Genomic DNA, 6,997 nt, shown 5'->3' with positions numbered 1-6,997 from the left:
ACAGGATTTGAACCTGCGACCTCTGGGTTATGAGCCCAGCGAGCTACCGAGCTGCTCCACCCCGCGTCGGTATGTTCCAAGGCTATGGGCCTTGGGGTGCTTACGCAAACCGGTGGCTGCGCGCCTGGTCAGAGGGGGGTGACGTAGGCGCCGGTGATGCCGCCGTCGACGAGGAACTCGGTGGCGGTGATGTAGGAGGCGTCGTCGGAGGCGAGGAAGGCGACGGCGGCGGCGATCTCGTCGGCTTCGGCGAAGCGGCCCATGGGGGCGTGGACGAGGCGGCGGGCGGCGCGTTCGGGGTCTTTGGCGAAGAGTTCGCGCAGGAGGGGCGTGTTGACGGGGCCTGGGGAGAGGGCGTTGACGCGGACGCCTTCGCGGGCGAACTGGACGCCGAGTTCGCGGGTCATGGCCAGGACGCCGCCTTTGGAGGCGGTGTAGGAGATCTGGGAGGTGGCGGCGCCGATGCGGGCGACGAAGGAGGCGGTGTTGATGATGGCGCCTTTGCCTTGGGCCCGCATGTAGGGGATGGCGTGCTTGCAGCAGAGGTAGACGCTGGTGAGGTTGGTCTCCTGGACGTGTTTCCAGGCGTCGAGGTCGGTGTCGAGGATGGACGCGTCTTCGGGCGGGGAGATTCCGGCGTTGTTGAAGGCGATGTCGACGGTGCCGTAGGTGTCGTGGACGGTGCGGAAGAGGGCGGCGACCTGTTCCTCGTCGGTCACGTCCGTGCGGAGGTAGAGGCCGTCGAGCTCTTCGGCGTAGGCGCCCCCTTCTTCGGGTGCGGCGAGGTCGGCGAGGATGACGGTGGCGCCTTCGGTGGTGAGGCGCCGGGCGGTGGCCAGGCCGATGCCGCCGAGGGCTCCGGTGATGACGGCGGTCTTGCCCGCGAGACGCTGCATGGTGGTGCTCCTGCTGCTCAAGGTTCGGTCGCCAGGAAGACGTTCTTGGTCTCGGTGAAGGCGTCGAGGGCGTCGGGGCCGAGTTCGCGGCCGAGTCCGGACTGCTTGTAGCCGCCGAAGGGCGTCCAGTAGCGCACGGAGGAGTGGGAGTTGACCGACAGGTTGCCGGCTTCGACGGCGCGGGCGGTGCGGAGGGCGCGGCCGAGGTCGCGGGTCCAGATGGAGCCGGACAGCCCGTAGGCGGTGTCGTTGGCGATCCGGACGGCGTCGGCCTCGTCGGTGAAGGGCACGACGAGGGCGACGGGGCCGAAGACCTCTTCGTGCCAGGCGGGGAGGCCGTGGTGGTCGGGTGCCGCCAGGACGGTCGGCGGGTACCAGAAGCCGGGGCCGTCGGGCGCGGTGCCGCGGAAGGCCACGGGTGCGCCGTCCGGCACGTAGGAGGCGACCTTCGCCCGGTGCTCGGCGCTGATGAGGGGGCCGACCTCGGTCTCCTCGGCGGCCGGGTCGCCCACGGCGACGCCTTTGACCGCCGGTTCGAGCAGTTCCATGAAGCGGTCGTAGGCGGATGCCTGCACGAGGATCCGGGAGCGGGCGCAGCAGTCCTGCCCGGCGTTCTCGAACACCGCGTACGGGGCGGTGGCGGCGGCTCGCTCCAGGTCGGCGTCGGCGAAGACGATGTTGGCGCTCTTACCGCCGAGTTCCAGGGTGAGCCGTTTGATCCCGGGCGCGCAGGCCGCCATGAGCTCCCTGCCGACGCGGGTCGAGCCGGTGAAGACGATCTTGCGCACGCCGGGGTGGTCGGCGAGCCGCCGGCCGGTGACCGGCCCCCGGCCCGGCAGGACCTGGAGCACCCCCTCGGGGAGGCCGGCCTCCAGCGCGAGCTCGGCGACGCGCAGTGCGGTCAGCGGCGTCCATTCGGCGGGTTTGACCAGCACGGTGTTGCCCGCGGCCAGGGCGGGCGCCATGCCCCAGCCCATGATCGGCATGGGGAAGTTCCAGGGGACGATCACCGCGACGGTCCCGAGGGGCTCCTTGAAGGTGACGTCCACCCCGCCGGGGACGGGGATCTGCAGCCCGGTGAGCCGTTCGGGCGCGGCGGAGTAGTACAGCAGGACGTCCCGCAGGTTGCCCGCCTCCCAGCGGGCCTGGCCGATGGGGTGCCCGGCGTTCAGCACCTCCAGCCGGGCGAGCTCCTCCAGGCGGGCGTCGACCAGGTCGGCGAAGGCGCGCAGCAGCCGCGCCCTGTCGCCGGGCGCCACCGCCCGCCAGGAGGCCGATGCCGCCTCGGCGCGGGCGACGGCCTCGTCGGTCTCCTCGGCGGAGGTCTCGGCCACGGTCCGCACGACCTCGCCGGTCACCGGATTGATCACCTGCATCTACAGCCTCTCGAATCCCCGGAACAGCTCCCAGTCGGTGACGGCCCGCTCGTAGGCGGCCAGCTCCGACCGCGCGTAGTGGGCGTAGTGGGCGGCGACCTCGTCCCCGAGCACCGCCGCGGGCAGAGGGCTCGCCTCCCAGTCGTCGAGCGCCTCGCGCAGTGTCCGGGCGACCACGGGGCCGCCGGACATGCCGTAGGCGTTGCCGTCGCAGGGGTCGCCCGGCTCCAGCCCGTTCTCGATGCCGTGCAGTCCCGCGGCGATCATCGCGGCGACTGCGAGGTAGGGGTTCACGTCGCCGCCGGGCACCCGGTTCTCGATCCGCAGGGAGGAGTGTCGTCCGACCAGCCGCAGCGCGCATGTGCGGTTGTCCAGGCCCCAGCGGATCGCGGTCGGCGCGAACGAGCCCGGCTGGTAGCGCTTGTAGGAGTTGATGTTCGGCGCGTACAGCAGGGTCAGCTCGCGCATGCAGGCCAGCTGGCCGGCGATGAAGCCCGCGCCCTCGGGCGACAGTCCGTGCGGGCCCTCGCCCGCCATGACCGGGGTGCCGTACCGGTCGCGCAGCGAAAGGTGGATGTGGCAGGAGTTGCCCTCCCGCTCGTCCGGCTTGGCCATGAAGGTCAGGGACATGCCCTCCTGCGCGGCGATCTCCTTGGCGCCGGTCTTGTAGAGGGCGTGGTCGTCGCAGGTGCGCAGCGCCTCGGCGAAGCGGAAGGCGATCTCGTGCTGGCCGCGGTTGCACTCGCCCTTGGCCGACTCCACGTACATGCCGGCGCCGGTCATCTCGTTGCGGATGCGCCGCAGCAGCGGTTCGACGCGCGCCCCGCCGAGCAGGGAGTAGTCGACGTTGTAGAGGTTGGCCGGGGTCAGGTCGCGGTAGCCGCGCCGCCAGGCGTCCTCGTAGGTGCCGTGGTAGACGACGAACTCCAGCTCGGTGCCGACGTGGGCGGTCCAGCCGTGCTCGGCGAGCCGGGCGAGCTGGTGCCGCAGGATCTGGCGGGGGGAGGCCGCCACGTCGCGGCCGTCGTGCCAGCGCAGGTCGGCCAGGACGAGCACGGCGCCCTCCTGCCACGGCACGGGCCGCAGGGTGGACAGGTCGGGCTGGAGCACCAGGTCGCCGTAGCCGTGCTCCCACGACGACATGGCGTAGCCGTCGACGGGGTTCATGTCGACGTCGACGGCGAGGAGGTAGTCGCAGGCTTCCGCGCCGTGGCCCGCCACCTCCTCAAGGAAGTAGCGGGCCGTGAGGCGCTTGCCCTGCAGGCGGCCCTGCATGTCGGTGAAGGCGATGACCACCGTGTCGATCCGGCCGGCTTCGACGGCCACGTCCAGTTCCTCGAGCGTCAAGGGGACCTCAGATCTTCTTTCCCGTCCGTTGGAACGCGCTCATCGGGAAGTACCCAGCCGGGCGCCGCCGTATCGGCGGGGCTCCGGGGAATCGGCGGCCAATTCTGATGACGAATGTCCTCAGAAGTCTTGACGCACCGCCGCAGGCACGTTTGATTGGCGGCATGCCGATCCCCCGCTCGATCCTCGCCGAGGACGACCCCCAGGACCTGGAGCTGACCGTCGTGGCGGGCCGCTGGCCCGACGACATCGGCGGCCACTTCGTGGTGAGCACCTCCGACCAGCGCACCCGCCCGCTGCACGCCTTCTTCGGCGACGGCGTCATGGTCCGGTTGGACCTGCGCCCCGACGACCGCGGCCGGTTCACCTGGCGGCCCCGGGTGATCGACACCCCGTCGGTGCGGCTGCGCCGCAGGCGCCCCGACCTGTTCGTCCCCGGCCCGGTCGGCACGAACTCCCCGTGGGGCTCGGTCAACGCGGCGAACACCGCGCCGCTGCCGTGGGGCGACCGCCTGTTCGCCACCTGGGACGCCGGCCGCCCGGTGGAGGTGGACCCGGTGACGCTGGCCTTCGTCGCCGAGGTCGGCCACCGCGACGACTGGAGGCCGGCCCTGGACCAGCCCGTCCTCCCGCTGGTCTCCACGACCGCCCACCCCGTGATCGACCCCGAGCGCGGCTGCATGTGGACCGTCAGCCGGGACATCCTCACCGGCGCCGTCTCGGTGGTCCGCTACGACGGCACGGGCGGGCGCGTCCACCGCTGGGAGGTGGAGAACGCCGTCCTCCCCCAGGCCACCCACACCATCACCCAGACCCGCGACTGGCTGGTCCTGGCCGACACCGCCTACAAGGTCGACGTCCAGGAGGTCTTCGGCGCCGACCGCACCGTCGCCAACAACCCCGACGGCCCCGTCCTCCTCATCCGCAAGGACGCCCTGGCCCCCGGGGCCCGCTCGGTCCCCTGCACCGAGTTCCGCCTGGCCCCCGAGGTCAACCACTTCTACGCCCGCTACGACGACTCCGCCGGCATCGAGATCGTCATGGAGCACTCCGAGGGCGTCGACATCGGCATGTACCTCCGCGAGGACGACCTGGACGCCCGGGGCAACCCCGTCGACCCCGCCCTGCGCGGCATGTACTGCCACGGCATGTCCCCCGCCCTGACCACCCTGCTCCGCTTCGACCCCGCCACCGGCGGGATCACCGAGAGGGCCCGCCTCCACGACCCGGAGCGCTACTGGCAGGCCGAGCTCTCCGCCGTCGACTGGTCCTTCGAGGGCCAGCTCTCCCCCACCCGCCACCATCTGATCCACCTGGGCTTCCACCCCGAGGCGATCAACCAGCGCGCCCTCCGCAACTACGGACCCCGCGTGGACCGCTCCCTCTTCCCCCCGGAGGAGACGCCCGCCGTCCTCTCCAGCCTGGACCGCGAAACCCTGAAGCCCCTGAGCGAGTGGACCTTCGCCCTCGACGACTACCCCACGTCCCCCAGCTTCGTCCCCAGAGGCCCCCTGAACGCCTCAGGCCGCTCCCGCTACGCCGGCGCCTCCCCCGGCGGCCACCACGGCTACCTCCTGGTCCTGGTCCACAACGACGCCCGCTTCCGCCTGGAGCTCTTCGACGCCGCCCGCGTCTCCCAAGGCCCCGTCGCCACCCTGGCCCCGCCTCCCGGCAGGACCGTCCCCTTCATGATCCACTCGGCCTGGATGCCCGCCGCCCGCCCCGCCCCCGAACTGGAACGCCACCATTTCAAGGACGACCTGGACCACCGCCTGGACCAGCTCCCGCCCGACCTGGCCGCCCTCGCCCGCGAGGTCGCCGCGGAACTCCCCTGACCGGAGCCACCGACCGCGCCGTGAACGGACACGGCGTTTTCGGATTTCGAGACGTCCCGAACACCGGGACCTCGAATGTGACGCACGTCATGCCTTGTCAATCTGTCGGGGCTCATCGGGTGATCAACCCGATACCGGAAGGGAGCCCCCTTGATTTCCCCCACATCCCTACCGCGCCGCGCAGGCTTCACCGCCCTGAGCGCGATCATCGCCTTCGGCGCCGTCCAGACCCCCGCACAAGCACACGGCGCCTCCCGGATCAAAGACATCACCGTCACCCGGACCGCGGACGGCACCCACACCCTGTCCTGGACGCCCCGCAAAAACGGCGGGACCTACGTCTACGCCTCCACCGACTCCCAGGACCCCTCGCGCTCCGGCCACCTGGTGGCCCGGACCACGTCCCCCGGCGCACTCGTCCCGAACCTGGACCCCGCCCGACGCTGGTACTTCGAGCTCGCCCCCCGCCGCTCACCCGGCGCCCGCGGCCCCATCGCCACCACCCGCCACATCGCCCTGGACGGCCCCGCCAACACCCGGGACCTGGGCGGCTACCCCACCAAGGGCGGCCGCACGGTCCGCTGGGGCCTGATCTACCGCAGCGACGACCTGGCCGAGGCCACGGAGTCGGACAGGTCCCGCCTGACCTCCCTGGGCCTCACCACCTCGGTCGACTTCCGCAGACCGATCGAGATCACCAAGTCCGGCCCCAACCGCCTCCCCGAGGGCGTCGCCCCGGTGCTGACCCCCCTCCAGCTGCTCGACGGGAACGGCGCCGATCTGGACGTCGCCCTCGGCAGGGCGATGGCCTCCGGTCCCGCGGCGCTCGAAGAACTGCTCGGCGACGGGAAGGCCGTGAAGACCTTCACCGACATCTACCGCGTCATGGCCGCCAGTGAGGAGGCAAAGGCCGGTTTCCGCGACGTCCTGCTCCGCCTGGCCGACGAGAAGCAGACCCCTCTCGTCTACAACTGCACCTCGGGCAAAGACCGCACCGGCATGATGTCCGCCGTCGTCCTCACCCTCCTGGGCGTCCCCCGTCAGGCCGTCATGGACGACTTCATGCTCTCCAACACCTACCTGGCCGCCTCCCACCAGAAGACCTACGCCTCCCTGGCGAGCAAGGGATTCAACAGCGAACTGTTCCGTCCCCTCCTGGAGCAGCGCCCCGAATACCTGCAGGCCTTCTTCGAAGGCATCACCACCGAATACGGCTCCTTCAACGCCTACCTCCACAAGGGCCTAGGCCTCGACCAAAAGACCATCACCCACCTAAGGCACACCCTGACCACCCCCTGACCACCCCCTGAGCAGCCCCCTTCCACCGCCCCCCACCACCCAGCAGCACCACCGGAGGGGGGCGTGGGGGCGGAGCCCCCACACCGGGGGCCCGGGGGTCGCCCCCCGGAAATGCGAAGAGACCCCCGTGGAAGCTTCCGAAGGAAGCGACCACGGGGGCCTCAGTCTCGTAGCGGGGACAGGATTTGAACCTGCGACCTCTGGGTTATGAGCCCAGCGAGCTACCGAGCTGCTCCACCCCGCG

The 6,997-nt window shown here is 71.2% G+C and carries 5 protein-coding genes and 1 tRNA gene; 2 read left to right on the top strand and 4 right to left on the bottom strand.

Going from position 1 to position 6,997, the window contains the following annotated elements; all coding sequences use genetic code 11:
* Positions 1-128: 128 nt before the first annotated feature.
* From ABD140_RS39400 to ABD140_RS39390, 3 genes are read right to left on the bottom strand one after another with little or no spacing between them, the layout of a single operon-like run.
* A complete protein-coding gene (locus ABD140_RS39400; RefSeq protein WP_344248091.1) occupies positions 129-896 on the bottom strand; it encodes a 3-oxoacyl-ACP reductase in 768 nt (255 codons plus the stop codon).
* Positions 897-913: 17 nt separating this feature from the next.
* A complete protein-coding gene (locus ABD140_RS39395; protein WP_344248089.1) occupies positions 914-2,272 on the bottom strand; it encodes an aldehyde dehydrogenase family protein in 1,359 nt (452 codons plus the stop codon).
* Positions 2,273-3,619 (bottom strand): glutamine synthetase family protein, encoded by a 1,347-nt coding sequence (locus ABD140_RS39390; protein ID WP_344248087.1) that lies wholly within the window; start codon positions 3,617-3,619, stop codon positions 2,273-2,275.
* Between the two features lie 164 nt (positions 3,620-3,783).
* Here ABD140_RS39390 and ABD140_RS39385 point away from each other — a divergent pair, with 164 nt between their 5' ends.
* Together ABD140_RS39385 and ABD140_RS39380 are read left to right on the top strand one after the other, a co-directional pair.
* Positions 3,784-5,454 carry a carotenoid oxygenase family protein gene (locus ABD140_RS39385; RefSeq protein WP_344248085.1) on the top strand — a complete coding sequence of 557 codons (1,671 nt, stop codon included), beginning with the start codon at positions 3,784-3,786 and terminating at the stop codon, positions 5,452-5,454.
* 150 nt (positions 5,455-5,604) lie between these two features.
* Positions 5,605-6,753, top strand: a complete 1,149-nt coding sequence (locus ABD140_RS39380) for a tyrosine-protein phosphatase (protein WP_344248083.1) — start codon at positions 5,605-5,607, stop codon at positions 6,751-6,753.
* A gap of 170 nt (positions 6,754-6,923) precedes the next feature.
* Here the strand turns inward: ABD140_RS39380 and ABD140_RS39375 are convergent.
* A tRNA-Met gene (locus ABD140_RS39375) sits at positions 6,924-6,997 on the bottom strand.

This window comes from Actinocorallia libanotica (assembly GCF_039525175.1).
Classification (GTDB): domain Bacteria; phylum Actinomycetota; class Actinomycetes; order Streptosporangiales; family Streptosporangiaceae; genus Actinocorallia; species Actinocorallia libanotica.
This window is presented reverse-complemented; position numbering and strand designations above follow the sequence as displayed.

Coding starts and splice junctions, on each gene's coding strand:
- ABD140_RS39395 (WP_344248089.1), bottom strand. CDS start 2,272: ATGCAGGTGATCAATCCGGTGACCGGCGAGGTCGTGCGGACCGTGGCC.
- ABD140_RS39400 (WP_344248091.1), bottom strand. CDS start 896: ATGCAGCGTCTCGCGGGCAAGACCGCCGTCATCACCGGAGCCCTCGGC.
- ABD140_RS39385 (WP_344248085.1), top strand. CDS start 3,784: ATGCCGATCCCCCGCTCGATCCTCGCCGAGGACGACCCCCAGGACCTG.